Origin of the sequence: Paraburkholderia panacisoli (assembly GCF_008369935.1) — a bacterium.
Lineage (GTDB): Bacteria > Pseudomonadota > Gammaproteobacteria > Burkholderiales > Burkholderiaceae > Paraburkholderia > Paraburkholderia panacisoli.
The window spans coordinates 37,339-51,806 of record NZ_VTUZ01000003.1 but is presented as its reverse complement, the minus strand read 5'-3'; the positions used below and the strand labels follow the sequence as shown (position 1 = coordinate 51,806).

At 56.7% G+C, this 14,468-nt stretch carries 13 protein-coding genes and 1 pseudogene; 2 read left to right on the top strand and 12 right to left on the bottom strand.

Translation table 11 applies throughout. From position 1 onward, the window contains the following. Positions 1-93 precede the first annotated feature (93 nt). Complete coding sequence (locus tag FVF58_RS04995; RefSeq protein ID WP_149669121.1) at positions 94-1,137, bottom strand: AraC family transcriptional regulator; 1,044 nt, start codon at positions 1,135-1,137, stop codon at positions 94-96. Between the two features lie 656 nt (positions 1,138-1,793). Here FVF58_RS04995 and FVF58_RS51210 point away from each other — a divergent pair. Beyond that, positions 1,794-1,958 (top strand): hypothetical protein, encoded by a 165-nt coding sequence (locus FVF58_RS51210; protein ID WP_188130734.1) that lies wholly within the window; start codon positions 1,794-1,796, stop codon positions 1,956-1,958. Between the two features lie 707 nt (positions 1,959-2,665). On the opposite strand, the gene FVF58_RS04985 is transcribed toward FVF58_RS51210, so the two are convergent. The 4 genes from FVF58_RS04985 to FVF58_RS04970 all read right to left on the bottom strand — a co-directional run bounded on the left by FVF58_RS04985 (position 2,666) and on the right by FVF58_RS04970 (position 7,108). Further along, the gene (locus FVF58_RS04985; RefSeq protein WP_149668805.1) at positions 2,666-2,977 is read right to left on the bottom strand and encodes a hypothetical protein; all 312 of its coding nucleotides are present in this window, start codon (positions 2,975-2,977) and stop codon (positions 2,666-2,668) included. 874 nt (positions 2,978-3,851) lie between these two features. Then, positions 3,852-4,811 (bottom strand): alpha/beta hydrolase, encoded by a 960-nt coding sequence (locus tag FVF58_RS04980; protein WP_149668804.1) that lies wholly within the window; start codon positions 4,809-4,811, stop codon positions 3,852-3,854. A 337-nt stretch (positions 4,812-5,148) separates the two neighbouring features. After that, positions 5,149-5,763: a gamma-glutamylcyclotransferase gene (locus tag FVF58_RS04975; RefSeq protein ID WP_223191122.1), complete on the bottom strand. Its 615-nt coding sequence runs from the start codon at positions 5,761-5,763 to the stop codon at positions 5,149-5,151. Positions 5,764-5,908: 145 nt separating this feature from the next. Further along, positions 5,909-7,108 (bottom strand): MFS transporter, encoded by a 1,200-nt coding sequence (locus FVF58_RS04970; protein WP_149668803.1) that lies wholly within the window; start codon positions 7,106-7,108, stop codon positions 5,909-5,911. A 307-nt stretch (positions 7,109-7,415) separates the two neighbouring features. Between FVF58_RS04970 and FVF58_RS04965 the strand changes: the two genes are divergently transcribed. Next, positions 7,416-8,303: a LysR family transcriptional regulator gene (locus FVF58_RS04965; RefSeq protein ID WP_149668802.1), complete on the top strand. Its 888-nt coding sequence runs from the start codon at positions 7,416-7,418 to the stop codon at positions 8,301-8,303. A gap of 81 nt (positions 8,304-8,384) precedes the next feature. Here the strand turns inward: FVF58_RS04965 and FVF58_RS54655 are convergent, their stop codons facing one another. From FVF58_RS54655 to FVF58_RS04925, 7 genes and pseudogenes are all read right to left on the bottom strand, one after another. Then, complete coding sequence (locus FVF58_RS54655) at positions 8,385-8,621, bottom strand: hypothetical protein (RefSeq protein WP_425468915.1); 237 nt, start codon at positions 8,619-8,621, stop codon at positions 8,385-8,387. A gap of 69 nt (positions 8,622-8,690) precedes the next feature. Next, positions 8,691-9,215 (bottom strand): YceI family protein, encoded by a 525-nt coding sequence (locus FVF58_RS04950; protein WP_425468927.1) that lies wholly within the window; start codon positions 9,213-9,215, stop codon positions 8,691-8,693. A gap of 1,147 nt (positions 9,216-10,362) precedes the next feature. Continuing rightward, positions 10,363-11,250 carry a LysR family transcriptional regulator gene (locus FVF58_RS04945; RefSeq protein WP_149668800.1) on the bottom strand — a complete coding sequence of 296 codons (888 nt, stop codon included), beginning with the start codon at positions 11,248-11,250 and terminating at the stop codon, positions 10,363-10,365. Between the two features lie 609 nt (positions 11,251-11,859). Beyond that, positions 11,860-13,506, bottom strand: a pseudogene (gene actP, locus FVF58_RS04940) (cation/acetate symporter ActP). Positions 13,507-13,523: 17 nt separating this feature from the next. Next, complete coding sequence (locus FVF58_RS04935) at positions 13,524-13,820, bottom strand: DUF485 domain-containing protein (RefSeq protein ID WP_149668799.1); 297 nt, start codon at positions 13,818-13,820, stop codon at positions 13,524-13,526. Between the two features lie 188 nt (positions 13,821-14,008). Then, on the bottom strand, positions 14,009-14,212 hold the full coding sequence (locus FVF58_RS04930) for a tautomerase family protein (RefSeq protein ID WP_149668798.1): 204 nt from the start codon (positions 14,210-14,212) through the stop codon (positions 14,009-14,011). A gap of 18 nt (positions 14,213-14,230) precedes the next feature. After that, a complete protein-coding gene (locus tag FVF58_RS04925) occupies positions 14,231-14,461 on the bottom strand; it encodes a tautomerase family protein (protein ID WP_149668797.1) in 231 nt (76 codons plus the stop codon). Positions 14,462-14,468 lie beyond the last annotated feature (7 nt).

The window sequence follows — 14,468 nt, the reverse complement described above, 5'->3', positions numbered from 1 at the left end:
GCGATTTGATTTGGCCAATTGGCGCAATGAGCCAACGATCGGTTCAGGCGCTTGCTAATGTTATTCAAGCACCGTTGGACCTGGCAGCCGATGTCACTGAACCAGTGGTGACGTGATGCCGCTCGCGCTGCGCGAAGCTTGCTCGGATGCGGGAGCGCCGTCCATCTTTCCTTCGCTTCTGCGCCAGCTTGCCGGCGGCATTCCAAATTCCCGTCTGAAGGCTCGACTGAACGCCGCCTCCGACTCGTAGCCGACCTGCTCCGCTACGGCCGCCAGTGACTTACTGCCGATCCGCAGTTCGCGCGCCGCAATCTGCATGCGCCATCGCGCCAGATACTGCATTGGCGGTTGACCCAGAATATCGGTGAAGCGTTGCGCCAACGCTGAGCGCGATAACCCCACCTTGCGTGCAAGCTCATCGACGGTCCAGGGGTGGACCGATTGAGCATGGAGCAATGAAAGTGCACGCCCCACATAGCGATCGCGCACGCCGGCCAGCCACCCCGTCTGGTCCGCAGGCAACGCTTCAATACAGCTACGCACCGCCTCGACGAACAGGAGCTCGGACAGTCTGGCCAGCACGATCGTACCGCCCGCACGCGAATCCACCACCTCGGCGGCAGCGAACTTTAGAGAGGACTCAAGCCATGCCGCACGCGGATCCTGACGCATATCAACCTTGAAAAGTCGCGGCAGCGATGAGAGCAGCGGGTTGCTCAGAGTATCGTCACAGGCGAGAAAGCCACATACGATGCGAGTCGTCGCGCCGCCGCCTCCGTAGGACAGCGTCATCACCTCACCAGGTGATTCCGCCATCGGACCGGCTAATAGCAACTCCGACGGCGTGGGCGGAAGATCCATGGCGCTGCCCATCACATGCGTTTCACCTTGCGGCACCACCAGCAGATCGCCGGCATTGAGATGAATAGCCGAACGGGGGTCGTTTGCCAACTTCGCCCAGCAACTCCCTTCTATGATCAGATGATATGAAACGACGCGCTCCGAACGCGGTAGATAGGCCCCGCAGAGCGCGGCATCCGTGCGGCCTATCAAGCACCACGGTGCGGTGAAGATCCCGTTCAGAAACACCGCGCCGCTTAAGCGCACAGCGCGCAGTACGTCAGAAACTGCATCCATGACTAGCTCGCGTGAAATGCGAATTCCCGGACAAGGAACCGCGATGGCGGTCATTCGTCAGATGGCCGAGCGGTACATGTTATACCCGCTGCGGCAGTCGATGACAAATTCCTTACCGGTGCTTTCAGTTCAGTCTGCCTCATAATGCGCGAGGCGGCCCACGGGCACTCGTTAGCAAACGTGTCTTGCCCGATCGGTTCCGGCGTCACGCGGTCCTGAGTTCGCTCATTCTTCTGTCGATTGCGATCTCCGCGGCCATCGCGATTTGGATTCACGGTGTGTCAACGCCGCGACGTCTTGCCTCGTCATTACCTTCCCTTTGGGCTTGCCTCGAACCTTTGAGTGCGTACGCGCCGCTGCGTCGTGCGCTTGTGCAGGAGTGCCGGGCAATCTTTCTGGACGCCCGGCAATGGCCAGGCGAACCATCCGCAAGACTTGGACGATCGGGCAAAAAACGTCGACGCGCGGGCAGGACGACAACCGGGTGCGAGACGCAAAGTTCGTCACAGGACGGAACGTGACAGATCAACGTCAGCCGTCCTTCGCGGCGACATCTTTGATGGTTTTCGGAAACCCGCTGCGCCACCTGATTTGCACAGATCGGTTCGCGTGCAGTGACTTACCGATTCGGGCAAACGACATAGCGTGAGATGTCTATGAAACGCCTGATAAGCCATGCGATGTACCACCCGCACATAGCGCTATCCATGTTCTATTTGACGGAACTGATGTACAACGTCGACTACAACGTCTCCGGCGCTCTGTTCGCTCTGGCAGCGAAATCTATGTCCCGTGTCTTGAGCCTGTTCAACAAGGGTTAGTGTCGTACGGAAGTTCCGATGAGCGATTAGCAGCTCGAGAAGAAATTCTCCGATCTGGCCGAAGGGTTCTTGCGCCGGAGCAAATCCGTGTACCGATCGACCAGTGCGGAGTACCTTGAAGATGAAAGGCAACGCTCGGCAGAGACCCGCAATGTGCGATTGGCAGCGGTCAGGTCCTTCTTCCGCTTCCTCGAGTATCGCGAGCATGTGCGGTGCCGCATTAACTTTTTCCTGGAGTAGCGAACTGTGTCGCCAGTCGCGGTTATTCGGTCACTATACGGGCATCCAACCAATCGGTCGGCCACAAACCGCTGCCCGGAAGGTCAGGGAGAAACAAAAGACCGCTGTCCGTGAGAGCAGCGGTCTTTCTTACGATGGGTGGCGAATGAGGGACTCGAACTCCAGACTTGCGGATTTCGTGAGGATAGTCCGTTACGACACACGCTGAGCGTCTCGACGTCTAGTTCTGCCAGGGCTTGAACTGCTCACGCGCCCATCAGCATTTGCGCGTCCATGACGGCGCTTCGTCGCGAAGTTGTTACTACCCGTGACGCTGGACAGCATGGAACCGTGTAGGTCCATCGAATTAACTGGCTCCTGCTAGTCGCGAAACTGTGGCACCGGCCACAATTTCAACTGCGCCTTACGCGATTGAGGCGCTTAGTCGGTTTGCCCTTACTTGCGCAGGTTGTCATCTTAAACAACTGTTATTGGCCGGCGGCCGGCGACACTACGCTCGGAGTCGCGAGCGTGTTGTGACTCCCGGGAGCGTTGGTGAGGGACGTCGAGCTATTGTTCGTGCTATTCGGCAGGCCCGAGTTCGGCGACCCGGCACCCATGCCGCTGTCCGAGTTGTTGACGCCAGGCGTGCCGTAGCCGCTCGTTGCATTGGCCGGCGACACGCTGGCCGGCGACACGGTGGTCGGGGTCGCCAGCGTGTTGTTGCTCTGTGCATGAGCGCCAGCCGACAGCGTGAGTGCGGCGACGGCCGCGATTAATGTGCTGGTTGCCTTGTTCATGACCCGTTCCTCCTTGATCGGACTGGAATTTCGACGCAAACGATCCATTCATATTTTTCCATAGCAGTCGTTGTACGCTTGGCTCGTGGCGATCAAACAAACTCGCGCGACCGTTCGCAGTGGTGCATGCGAAGCAAACCACAGGTCGCCGCTCAGGGCCGGGGCAACGGGAGGCACTTCATTCCCGGAAAGAATCTACGCCCGCCTAAGGCCTACCTAGGTGACCGGCACCTCGCTTATGCCAACGATGCCCTCTATGTCTCAATCAGCTCAATCGACGCGCGATAAGTCTTCTCAGGCCGGTATTGCACAACAGCGGGGGATCGAGTCCATAGCAGTTGATACCAAGTTTAGGAAAGCGGCCGCTGATAATTAAGCGCGTTGTTCGCAAGGGTGAATTTCGATTTTCGGGGTTACCCTTAATGGGTCCTGGTCCCCAATCTGAGGCCGGCGTGGTTCGGCATTGCGCGTTGCATGCCACGTGACCCGCGAGGAAACTGATTGGGCTGCGTGGATAACGAACAACCAGTGGATCGGGGGTCGGTGAGCAAACTTGCAAACGAACTCCCACACGGTTGGCAACGATCTGCGCGGAAACATCGAACGTCACTTCCTGGCCGGTTGCACCCTTTGAGATATGACGCCGAAAAGCTGCCGCCGGCGCGGACGAAAGTTTTCGACCGGCGGCTCACGGCGAAGGGGCTGAGCGCGTACTGTCGGCCCATTATTGCCGCTCGTCGCACTCACTCCAACGGTCATTCGCTCGCACAGTCATAGTATGTTGCGCCCACTGGTTGAATCCGCATGGCGAGCCTGCCAACGCAGGCCCGGAAAGGTTCGTTCCACACCTGGCTCAGACTTCAGGCGTGCCCCCTCAAGTGACCCTGTTCGGGATGGGCGCCAATTTCCTCCTGGCTGCGGTCCTGGCATGACGATGGAGGAAGGCGACCTCCGTTCGCAACACGTCCGCGAACCCTGCTCCGCCTTCGTAGACGTCGTAATGACCACCGGCGCTGCGGAACAATTCTGCTTGCGGTGCCCTGCGGGCCACTTTGAGCGCGGCAGGCACCGGCGCAATGGAGTCTGCCTCCGGGACGACCAGCAGGAAGGGGACACGCACGGAGGCGGCGCGTCGCACGGGGCGACGCCACGAAAAGCTCAGCAGAGACCGCGCGGCGACGCGGTCGTGCCATCGCGTGCCATCTTTCGGGGTCATGAGCCTCTCTCCAAACAGGCCGTCCGGCGTAGCGCCGATGGACAGCTCCCCGGGTTTTCCGTGACCGGGAATGTAGATCGGCCGGCGGCCGAACAGTGCGCCGAGGAGGTCGAGCAGTGCCAGCCCGAAGAGGCGAATCCCGTTCTTCGGCGGGGCCATCAGCGCAGCGGCCAAGCCGTCCGTGAGCGGGGCCTGAGCGACCGCTCCAGCCAGTCGGGTGTCGGAGGCAGCAAGTTCGATGACATGCATGCCGGCGAACGACGTGCCCCAGACAATGACCTGATGCGGGTCGATGTCAGGCTGTTCAACGGCCCAGCCAATGACGGTGCTGTAGTCTGCGCGCTGGCGCGGGACGGATAGCACTTCGCGCGGCTGCCCGCCGGAACCGCCGAAGTTGCGGTAGTCGAAGGCGATGGCGACGAAACCCTCCTCGCGAAAGCGCTCGGCGAACGGGGCCAACCCTCCCGCCTTGATGGCGCCGATACCGTGGGCCATCACGACGACGGGATGGGGGCCGGTGCCCTCGGGCAGGTAGACCCACGCCTCGATCGCGTCACCCGACGCTGTCGGAATCTGCACAGTGATGCGCGTGGCAGAGGAGTTGCTGGAGGTCGTCATGGTCATCGCCTTTCAATCATTGCGACTTCTGTCGCGTGTAGGAGTCTTAAAGAGTTGGCTGCGGGGCGGCCAACGAACGTGCCGGCGGGATCGACGCGTACTTGTCCGCCGGCCACGCCGGATAGTTCGTCTAACCGTGTTGGTCGCCCCAAAGCGCGTGTCTTGGGAGAACGCAGCGAGCGGCAGCCCCTCCGCGAGGCGGTGCGAAGGCTGCTCAAACCGCTCGCGCCAAAACGAAGCGGCGCCGCAGTATCTCTACGCCCAATCGGGACATGTCTGCATGCTCGCATTAGCGAATGCTTTGCATTCGACACTACCTGGATCCATTCGGCAGTCTTCAATAGTTGTTCTCGTTCTCGCCAGCGGCCCGCATAGCGGCGACAAGGTCATCAACATATGCGTCAGTCATGCCGTGTTCCGCAAGCGAAGTGGAAAGTCGCATCGCGTAATCCACGTTGCGACCAAGATGGCCGGCGGCTCTCGCGACAATCGGCGCCGTGGTCCCGACGGAAGAGTCTGTTTCGTACAGGGGATGTGCCTCATCTACGACAAATACGATTGCGTGCGTCTCATCGCCCCCTTCAAAAGCGATCCGCTCCCACTTCGGTTGATAGACACCGCCAATCATTTCGCGCATCCACACGATGCCCAGCTCGCGTTCCAGGCCGGCTTCGTGCAGCATGAAAGCTAAACCCTCGGTTCGCCCTCCTGCTTCGAGCGCCAGCATGCGGCCTGGGTGCTCAACATTCCCGCGACCCGCGACAAGGCGAATGCAGAAACTACGGTGCCAGCCGTCCAACGTCGCACGTCTCGAATCACTGAATTCGAATAGCGGATTCCAGATGAGCGACCCGTAAGCAAACAGCCACACGGGCCCCTTCGGCCGGCGCGCGAGCGTTCCCTGCATGGAGGCATGAATTTGCCGCTTCGACCAGACCGGATGGTCATGCAAGTCCTGAAAAGACTCCAGATAGTCTCCAGATAGGCACCTGTGCTGATGAGTTTCTCGCAAGCATTATCCTTGCCCCCTCTTTTGCGAACGGCGACTTGAGGGAGACGCACCAAGCATCCCCAATACAGTGACGCGGCTACCTCATTCAATGTCCAGTGCCCTGTAGAGGCTTATAGGCCACACCACCGTTTTGCATCATCTGCGCAAGAAGCATCGTCAGGCTGATTGCCGAAAGGGCTGCGCCTGTCACAGCGGTGTAAGAAACGCCCAATGTACTGATCGTCAGACCACCCAGCAGCGAGCCCAGTGCAATACCGGAGTTGAATCCAGCGATATTGAGCCCCGCCGCCACCCCGTGTGCATGAGGCGCATGTGTTTCTGCGATGCCGATCAGCCGTGCCTGCAACGCCGGCACGGCAGCAAACGTGAACATGCCCAATAGAGCGACGAGGACGCCCATGCTGACAGCGGAATGCGCGAAGGCCCACATACCGAGCACGGTCAGTGCAATGCCCAGAATCACTGTCAGGCTCGCCCGGCTCACCCCCAGTCGGTCGGTCATCTTGCCGCCGATGGCGTTGCCGATGGCAGCAAGGACACCGTAGGCGAGCATGAAGATGCTGACCGTGTGACTACTAACGCCGCTGACTCCTGTCAGTACGGGCGCGATATACGTGTATGCCGAAAACGAGCCCGCGTAGGCGAACACGGTCACGAGTGCACCCGCGAGGAGTTTCAGATTGAAGAGTGACTTGAGCGCCTGCACCGCCGACGCAGACGACTCGTGGTCGGTGGTGCGGACCGGATCGCGCATACCCAGTAGCAGCCCGACGAAACCAAGCGCGCCGAACGCCGCGATTGCTCCAAGTACTGGCCGCCAGGCGATCGCGCCGCCCAGATAGGTGCTAATCGGTACGCCGATGGCCATCGCGATGGTGAAGCCTCCAAAGACCACGGCCACAGCGCTGCCAGCTTTCCTGGAGCCCGCGAGACGAGCGGCTGTGCTTGAGGCGACCGCGAGAAAGAGCCCATGGCCCATACCAGCGACGAAACGTGCAATGAGCAGCATGGGCAGGTTCGCAGCGATGGCCGCCACGAAACTTCCTCCAGTAAATACGAGCGCTGTCACCAGCATCACACTCTTGCGTGACCAGCGCGCGGTCAGTGCAGTCAGCACCGGCGCGGCGAACGTTGCACCAAGCGCGTATGTGGTGATGGCCGTGCCTGCCTGCTCGATATTGACGTTCAGGCTGTGCGCCATGACGTCGGTCAGCCCGATGGGGACGAACTCTGCAAGCCCTAACGCAAACGCGCTGAGCGTAAAGATATAGATGACAAATGGCACGATAACTCTAACCTCGCAACTGTAAGCGGCTGGATAAGCCGGGACAGAAACGAGTCTAGAGAGTGACCAGCGATATTTGAAATTATAATATTTGCCGTAAACATAAATCCATTTATGGCTCGCGGCGGTACCTGGTCCTCTGGCGGCGACCGTAGAGGTCGCCACGTGCATGCAGGATTCCGAATTTCCGGGAGCCTGCGGGTATCACCGCACGGCAAGCCCGCTGTCTCATTTCCGCGATCGGTTGATCCAATGACCACCGAACATCGATCTCGTAGGCGCACCACTTTAGTCGAGAGCACCGACCATGAGCCACCTTACCCATCTGCGGACCTTCCTTGACGCATATCGGCTGAAATCGTTCTCCAAGGCCGCGGAACGTCTCGGCATTACGCAACCGGCAGCGTCAATGCATATACAGGCACTTGAAACGCTCGTCGGGAAGCCGCTATTTATTCGTCGCGCACGCGGTGTCACCGCGACCGAGGCGGCCGACGAACTCGCCCGTTCCGTCGGACCGTTTCTTGACGGCCTTGAGATGAAGTTGGCCTCGTATCGTACGGGCAGTTCATTGGGCGGCACCATACACATTGCCGGCCCATCAGACTTCATTTGCTCACGCATCGCGACAGAGGTCACTCCTTTATTGAACGAGAGCTTTCGGATCCGTTTTCACACGGGCAATCGTGACCGCATCTATAGTCTCCTCAATGAGTCTACCGCGGACCTTGCCATCACTGCGTCCATGCCCGATGAACATTCGCTCGGTTTCGCGCGTCTTCTGACGGAGCGTTTCCTTCTCGTGCTTTCCCCTGAGATGGCAGCCCAGCTAGGCAAGCGCCCAACCGCAGATAGACTTTCGAGGATTCCGCTCATTGCCTACGACGAGGATTTACCCCTTGTCAGAACGGTATGGACATCGATGTTTCAGGTTGCACCAACTCTGCAGGCCGCGCTAACCATCCCGGACCTGCGAATCATCGAAAACCTCGTCACCAGTGGCCACGGGTGGACGGTCCTTCCAGACTATCTTTGCGCCGATGCGCTCGCGACAGGACGCCTCGTGTCGATCACGTCTCGCGAAAAGGCCCCGACCAACGATCTGTATCTCGCGTGGAACAAGATGTATTTGCGCAATCCACGCATTGTTTATGTGCGCGACTACATTCTTGGCCTCTTTGAGAACGAAGTCTGAAAATCGACGGGTGTGCGCGCACTCTCCCGTCGTGATCGTTGTCACGGAATGTAGTGGTTCTCTAGCAATTCCGTCAGCATCTCAAGGTACATCTCCTCGGTATCGATGCAGTCTGCAAATCCATGCTCGCGTGTCTTGATCGTGCTGGCAATGTTGTCGAAGGTCGTCTTGAAGATCGCGTCGCGGAACTTTTACGACACGGGACCAGCCAGCGGTATCCTCGAGTCCGAGCTTCGTGAAATTGAACTGCCCCTTGCGAATGCGGTGCATCAGCATCAAGCCTTTCTCCACCACGATCGCACCGACCAGCGCCAGCATTTGTGCACTCAGCCCGTGCCTATCGAGCAGGTGGCGGAACCGGGTAAGTGGTCAGTGGCCGCCGACAGACTAGTCCGCCTTCACGCCTTCGACCTGAATCTGCAAGCGAGTCAGCGTCTTGAAGCCATAGTTAGTACCCCAATTCACGCCATAATCGGCACGGTCGAATTGCGCACTGGCTTCCGCACCGCACACTTCGCGCTTGATCAGTGGGTTGATGAAGCACTTGAATGAATCAATCTTCAACGTCAGCGGTTTGGTCACCCCGTGAAACGTGAAGTCGCCCGATACTTCGATCGGCGTGTCGCCGTCGAACCGAAGCGCACTCCCTTTGAACGTCGCGGTTGGATACTTGCTGACATCGAAAAATTCCTCCGACTTCACGCGCGTATCGAGTTGCGCATTACCGGTATCAATCGACGCGGTGTCAATCGATACGTCGATTGTGCCAGTCTTCCCGGCGCGATCAAGTGTGACGACGCCGCCGCTTTTCGTGAATTTACCCCGCCAGATCGAAATGCCGCCAAAATGGTCGGATTCGAAGCTGGGATAGGTGTGCCTCGGGTCAAGGTTGTAAGTCGTCGGGGTCGCCATGGCCGATCCCGCGATCAGCGTAAGAACGGCAGATACAATCAGGTGCTTGTTCAATTCAGACTCCTTAAGTTTTGCTGATGAGAAATGCAACTTGACGTTGGCGATGAAGTCACGGTTAGTTTGTCGTTTAAGTTTTACTGCTGTTTACGGGTCATTAGAGTTGTCCTATGAATTGTGAAACAGGACACCGTGGAGTTCTCCTGGACAAATAGTGACGACAATCCGAATGGCAGTGCATCGACAAGAATCCACCGAAGTGCGACCGTCACCCCCCCCCAACTTTGATCCAGCTTTACTCCGTATAACACACATCACTCGCCTAACTGCGCACAGGTGCAGCTACCGCGCATCAGGCTTCTCATTCAATGCAAAGTGGCCTGCATCGAGGAAATGATCCTCAGTTTTCGAAAAAAATGTCGCTGGTAGGCCGCAATATCTGTCAGAAAAAACGACCCACGTTACCTGCCGCGATGTTGAATAGGGTGCTATGCGCGCTTAGCAAAGAAATATTTTTTCTAAAATGTTTTCATTACATCTGGATACCTAACTAATATTTCATTGGTCTGGCAGCAATATCGACAACGTTCATGTGGATATTCTATGCGTGTAACTTGACGAGTACAAGTGAACAGGTTACTTATTCTTTTGCCGCCTACGCAACAATATCGCCACTCCGACTTGGGAATAGAGAATCGCAATTGAGCGTCCACCACATGATTTCTGGCCGATGCTGTAATAGACGAAGTGAACGAGTGGCTCCGGCCAAACTGGTTTTTTCCAGATTGGCCTCGACAGAATGCAGATCGTTTAACCGGCCTCGTCCAGGGTGCAACTCGCGCTGACACCCCCAGTCGAAGCAATTCGGCGTTTTTCAACTCAGGCTACTGAGACCAAATAGACACCTGCGCTGGCCAGAAAAGCACCTTCGCTGATAGCGGCGAGTTAGCTGCCAAAGAAAAATCAACAGGAGGGGAGCGTCAAAGACGACCGACGACGAAGCGTTATTCACATCGGAATAGATGCGCTTCGCTGTCCGGGGGTAGGTCAAATTCAGATGAAAGCCGTGGGTGGGAATGTCATACCTTCCATCAAAGCCGTTGAATCACGAACCGCAATGACCCCGCGTAGTGTTGGTTCTGACCACAGCCTATGCGGCGGCCATCATCGGCCCGACCTGAGACCGTGCCACATCAACGAAAGCCAGCATTGCACTCGAGACATACGCATCATGCCGCCGAATAAACAGCGTTTCGACGTGCGCCTTTTCTGGCGATATCGTGTGGATACTGACGAGATCCTGTTCCGCTGCCGCCGAGACCACGCCTCGCGGCAATAGCGTGATTCCAATACCAGCAGCAACGCACGCAATGATTGCATCCATTGAGCCAAATTCGAGGGGTGCGGCCGTGAGCACGCCCATTTCCGCGAGCAATGCGTCGAGCCGCTGACGGTACGAGCAACCCATACGGAAGACAATTGTTTTGAGGTCCTGCACCGATCTGATCAACTCGAGCGACCGCATGGTACGCGGCGTAACCAGAACCAACTCCTCGTGAAAGACTGTCTCGGTGTGAAGATCCGGATGATCCAGTGGACCTGCTATAAATGCCCCGTCGAGCCGACATTCCGCAACGTCGGCAGTGAGACCGCAACTCGTGCCGGTCGTCAGGGACAGTCGAACCTGCGGATACATTCGAGCGAAATTACTTAATATTGGAGAGAGCCTAAGCGCCGCCGTCGTCTCGAGTGTTCCGAGCGTGAGCGTGCCGCCCGGCGCGCCTTCATCCAGCGCAGCTATCTTGGCATCCGTAATTAGCTTCGCGATACGCGCGGCATAAGGGAGCAAACGCTGCCCCGCAGGGGTCATGCTCACGCCGCGCACATGCCGCTGAAGGAGAACAACTCCGACCTCCCGTTCCAGAGCTCGAATTCGCGCTGTCACATTCGACTGAACAGTATTTAGCTCCGTAGCCGCGCGGTTCATGCTTCCATGACGAACTACGGCTTCGAAGACCTTGAGGTCGGCAACGTCCATGCTTTGCACCTCTATGAAATGGCCACAACCTTGATCAAGCTTTCGTTGTCCGACCAGCACCCTATCAATGCAAGCAATTCGATACTTTGTCCTATTCTACGCTTGCATGGCGAAGCTCATTGAAAATGCATGCAGAATTTCGGCAATTTTCGAAGTCAGCCAAAAATTGCACCGCTATCCAGCACCAAGGGGCGACAAATTCAGGAGGGACAGTAGCCTCGGCAACTGTGCGACCGCTCGAGCAGCGCTGTGAACTTCTCTTCCATCGTACACCAAAGCGAAATTGAAGATCTAACGGCAACGATGCCCAATTGGTCGTTTCGCAAACGCGAGCGCCGGCGCAAAAATAGAGCAGTGTTGTAGCCAGGTTCAGCTTGTTGCCGAACCTGATGGATTCTTTCTCCTGACACGAGAGTGCAGAATAGGCTCGACAATCCAAATGTCAGACGTTTCGAATTTGACGCAAAGACGCAGCGCACACAGGCAAAGCGGATCTCGATGATCCGCCAACATACGCCGTGCCGCTTTGTCTCGCGACGGAGTGCCGAGCCAACTGGTCCGCAAGTTCAACCACCCGACGGCGACACGACTTCTCTATGCCGCCGCTATCTAGTGGCCAACCGGTCCCGCGAATACCGGACGCTCTTGTAGAGTCGCGCTCCGCGCCCGATCAGTATCCGCCTGTTTGCTACGGTCCAGAACGGATACCAACCAGCACGTCATAAACGCGAGCGGCATGGTCACTATGGTGGGTGGATCGATCGAGAAAAGTGGCCTCGTATTTCCCATAGCGTGGACCCAGACCGCTGGGCCTGCGACGGTCAGCAATACGGCGGAGACCAACCCAACCGTTCCGCCCGCAACGGCTCCAAACGTGGTCAATCGTTTCCAGTAAAGGGCAAGTAGTAACACTGGGAAAGTTGAGCTACAGGCGACCGAGAACGTGAGCCCAAGCATGTAAGCCACATTCTGCGTCCTGAATGCAATGCCCAATACCACCGCGATTACTCCAAGCACCAAAGTCGAAATCCTCGACACTCTTACTTCATTGGCTTGACTTGTGGCACCGTTGCGAAACACACACGCGTAAAGGTCATGCGAAACCGCCGAAGATCCGGCGAGTGTCAAACCCGACACAACCGCAAGGATGGTAGCGAATGCAACTGCCGAAATAAACCCCAGCAACGCGTTTCCCCCTACCGCCTTTGCAAGATGGACGGCAACCATATTTCCCCCGCCGAGTGGTTTGCCCGTGGCATCCAGGAAGTCTGGATTTGAGGCGACCAGAGCGATAGATCCAAACCCGATGACAAACACGAGTGCAAAGAATATGTTCATGAATACACTGGCCCAAAATACCGAACCGCGTGCAGCCCGTGCGTCAGGAACGGTGAAGAAACGCATAAGAATATGCGGCAAGCCTGAGGTACCAAACATCACCGCTAGACCCAACGAAAATCCCGATACAGGATCCTTTACCAGAAACTGGGGGCTCAGGATCGCACTGCCCTTTGGGTGAATCTCTACTGCACGTCGCAACAGTTCGGAGAAGCTGAAGCCGAAATCTCGCAAGACCAGAAAGCTCATCATAACTGTGCCAATCAGCAGCAACGCCGCCTTCACCAGTTGCACCCAAGTCGTGGCGACCATGCCTCCGAAGGCCACATAAAACATCATGAGAGTGCCCACAAGAATTTCAGCATAGATGTAGTCAATTCCAAACAGCAGCTTGATCAACTGCCCTGCCCCGACCATCTGCGCGATGAGATAGAGCGAAACAATACATAGTGATGCACAGGCCGAAAAAATACGAATCGGTTTTTCGCCAAGACGTACGGAAACTGCATCTGCGACTGTTTATTTACCGAGCTTTCGCAGTCTCGTTGCCAGCAGGAATACAACAATCGGCATCCCTGTCGAATATCCAACCGCATAGACAAGACCATCAAATCCACTGCTGAACACCAAAGCGGTCAGGCCAAGAAATGCACCGGCCGACATGAAGTCACCCGCGATCGCAAGACCATTCTGAAATGCGGTTATCTCGCCGCCAGCCGCGTAGAAATCGTCAGTCGACTTGGTTCGCTTCGCGGCCCAGTAGGTAATAGCCAGTGTTCCAGCTACGAAGGCAAGAAAAAACAGTATTGCTACGCCGTTCCCCGTACCTACGTCGCTTCGAGCAGCAAAGGATTCGGTACTCACAACGCACGCGGACGCTGACAGCGCGAGCAAAACGCTATATCGAAGAATAGTCATGGTCGGTCACCAGGTAATCAACGGTTAACTTTCGCTGAATCGGTACGAAAATTTCGTGAGTCCGCTGCGTTTTCGACCAGGACATACACTCCGATTAGCAGCACGCCAGCGACCAGAATTACTATTCCGTACAGAAACGCAACCGTAATCCTCGACCCATCTATCAATGGCGAAGCGAGCGTTGCCGGCGACACAACGGCAAGCGTAATGAACCCAAAAAACATCAACACTTCGACGAGCGTCAGAAATATTGCCAACCCTACGCTCTCACGTCCGGCATCGACACGGTCGGCCACCATCTTTGCTCTGCTCATATCTCCTCCACATTCTTTTGTATTACGTATTATCTATCTCGAAAACTTACCGCTCATCCGGTCTGGTGACCTGGACATGCCTATGGCTTCGCCAGATCCTCCATCGTCGTCGCGTGTATCCGGAGGCTACCGCCGGACGCGAGGCCCGGCGGAACTCAGAACAGACCCTAACCAACTGTTTCGCGTGGCTACCCTACGGACCTCTTGAAGTCCTCTCCATTGATCCGACTGGAAACACTGATATTTTCAGCTGGATGTTCGTGCAAGATCACATTAATAATCTTTGGATCCGACCCGATCGAGTCATGCGTGACCTGGATGATGTCCCTGATGAGTCGCTCACGTCGTTCATGCGTAAGACCGCTCTTGATATGGCATTCGATGAAAGGCATGATATTTCTCCGGTAATTCTATTTAAGACGTTCAATGAGTTCTTTGTCGTTCGCCGCACCTTCAACATACTCGGGGAGATGCTCGCCATGTTCGACGAAATTGATTCCACGTCCTTCTCGAATCACGAGAAAAATGTCGTCCTTCGTTTCACCTGTTGCGGCGCTGACTACCCGGAGTAAGCCCGCAGCAAGTAGCCGTTTCTGTTCGTCGGTCCTACCAAAACGCATGTCACAAGAAATGAGTGCCATATAAATC